Below are 1,822 nucleotides of genomic sequence, written 5' to 3'. Positions count from 1 at the left end.
AGAGGCTGGGACATAACTAGCTTCTATAAAGGAAAAAAGTGAAATCGCATTGTCGATTTCACTTTTTTCCTTTTTTTCTCATCTATTCAGACAAGATCTTACGATCTTGCCGCATATTTTCTTAAGTTTACGGCCATCAATGCGAGGCCGATGTCGTTTTCAACTTTCGATTTACCACGTACAGAAAATCGGGTGAAACCTAAATTAGCCTTCAGAAATCCAAAAATTGGTTCCACGTCAATTTTACGTTGACGATAAATAGCACCAGTTTTATCTTCTGAAAGCTTCTCTCTAATATATTTTTTTTGTTGTTCCCACTTCTCATTTACCATTAGCTTCCGGTTTTTTCCTTCTTGCGCCTTTGTACAACTTTCTCGAAGTGGACAATCCGTACAGTCTTCACATTCATAAATTTTAAACGTGCGCTGGAAACCTGATTTATCTGTTCGATTCGAATGATATTGAAACCTCACTTGTTTTCCGTTCGGACATGTATAGGCGTCGCTTTCTTCATCATACAACCAATTGATCGTTTTAAAAGGATCCTTTTTAGATTTTTTCTTTTGTTCATTTAAGTAGTGACCATATGTAATCAGCGGTGTACGTTTGCGCTTTGTTAAAATGTCATCGTAATTTTGTTCGCTGCCATATCCGGCATCTGCGACGATATGTTCAGGTAATGAGAAGTACTGCTCTTCAATTTGATCAAGAAATGGTGTCAGTGTTTTTGTATCCGTTGGATTAGAAAAAATACCGTAAGCAAGTGTATATTGTCCTTCAGACGCTATTTGAAGGTTATAACCAGGCTTTAATTGGCCGTTTTGCATATAGTCATCTTTCATTCGCATAAATGTCGCATCGTGGTCTGTTTTTGAATAACTATTCCGAGTCCCAAATATCTCGAAGTCTTTTTGATATTTTTGTTTTCGTTCAATCCAATCATAAACCTGTTTCACGATTTGTTTAGGTGTTTTTCGTTCGCTGCGTAACTTTTTGCGTTCGTTGACATCACTAGAAATCTCGATTTTTTCGGTATATTCTTCAATGACTTCCTCTAGTTTTTCGGTGATTTGTGAAAGCTCCTCAATTGAAAGTTGTTCGTCGTTTTCTCGTGTTATTTCAGGGATGATTTGTTTCTCAAGCAGCTCATTGTAAAGCTGGTTCGACTTCTCTACTAGATTCTTATTATATTTTTCAACGGATTTCTTCCATACAAATGTGAATTTATTAGCGTTCGCTTCGATTTTTGTACCATCAATAAAAATCGACTCCTGATCGATTAGCTTTTCTTGCACAAGCTGACAGCGAAACTGAACAAAGCATTGACGAATCAACTCTTTCATTTCTGGATGTACACGGTGACGATTGATTGTACGGTAACTTGGCTCATAGCCTTGTGCTAGCCACATCATACGGATACTATCCTTCACCAGACCCTCAATTTTTCTACCTGAGAAAACAGATTGTGTATAACCACATAAAATAATTTTAAGCATCATACGTGGATGATGGGCAGGACAACCTGTATGGCGTAAGAAAGAGTCAAAAGCACCATCAGGAATACTTTCAACTAAATGGTGAATGGAAAAAGCAATATCATTTTCTTGTAATTTTACTTCTAAATCTAAAGGTAAAATGATTTGATTCATGTTATAATTTTTAAACATAAGGACACTTCTTTCTGATTTAAATTTGGTAGGGGTACTTAAATTTTATCAGAAGATGTCCTTTTTGTTATGAAAAAAACAAAGCCTGTGAAATTTTACTCAACGTAAAATTTCACAGGCTTTTTAGGTTCTAGAGGGAGTTTTGTCCCAGCCTC

Annotated in this window: 1 protein-coding gene; it reads right to left on the bottom strand. The window is 36.2% G+C overall.

Annotated features, from left to right (window positions below):
• Positions 1 to 98: 98 nt before the first annotated feature.
• Complete coding sequence (locus ACJ004_RS29975; RefSeq protein ID WP_410896723.1) at positions 99 to 1,667, bottom strand: IS1182 family transposase; 1,569 nt, start codon at positions 1,665 to 1,667, stop codon at positions 99 to 101.
• Positions 1,668 to 1,822 lie beyond the last annotated feature (155 nt).

The organism is Neobacillus sp. 204 (assembly GCF_046562815.1).
In the GTDB taxonomy this organism is placed as follows: domain Bacteria; phylum Bacillota; class Bacilli; order Bacillales; family Cytobacillaceae; genus Neobacillus.
The sequence above is the reverse complement of the archived record's forward strand: the minus strand, read 5'-3'. Positions and strand labels throughout refer to the sequence as shown.

Bases quoted from the DNA above. Each gene is read 5' to 3' on its own strand.
- ACJ004_RS29975 (WP_410896723.1), bottom strand. From the start codon at position 1,667: ATGTTTAAAAATTATAACATGAATCAAATCATTTTACCTTTAGATTTA.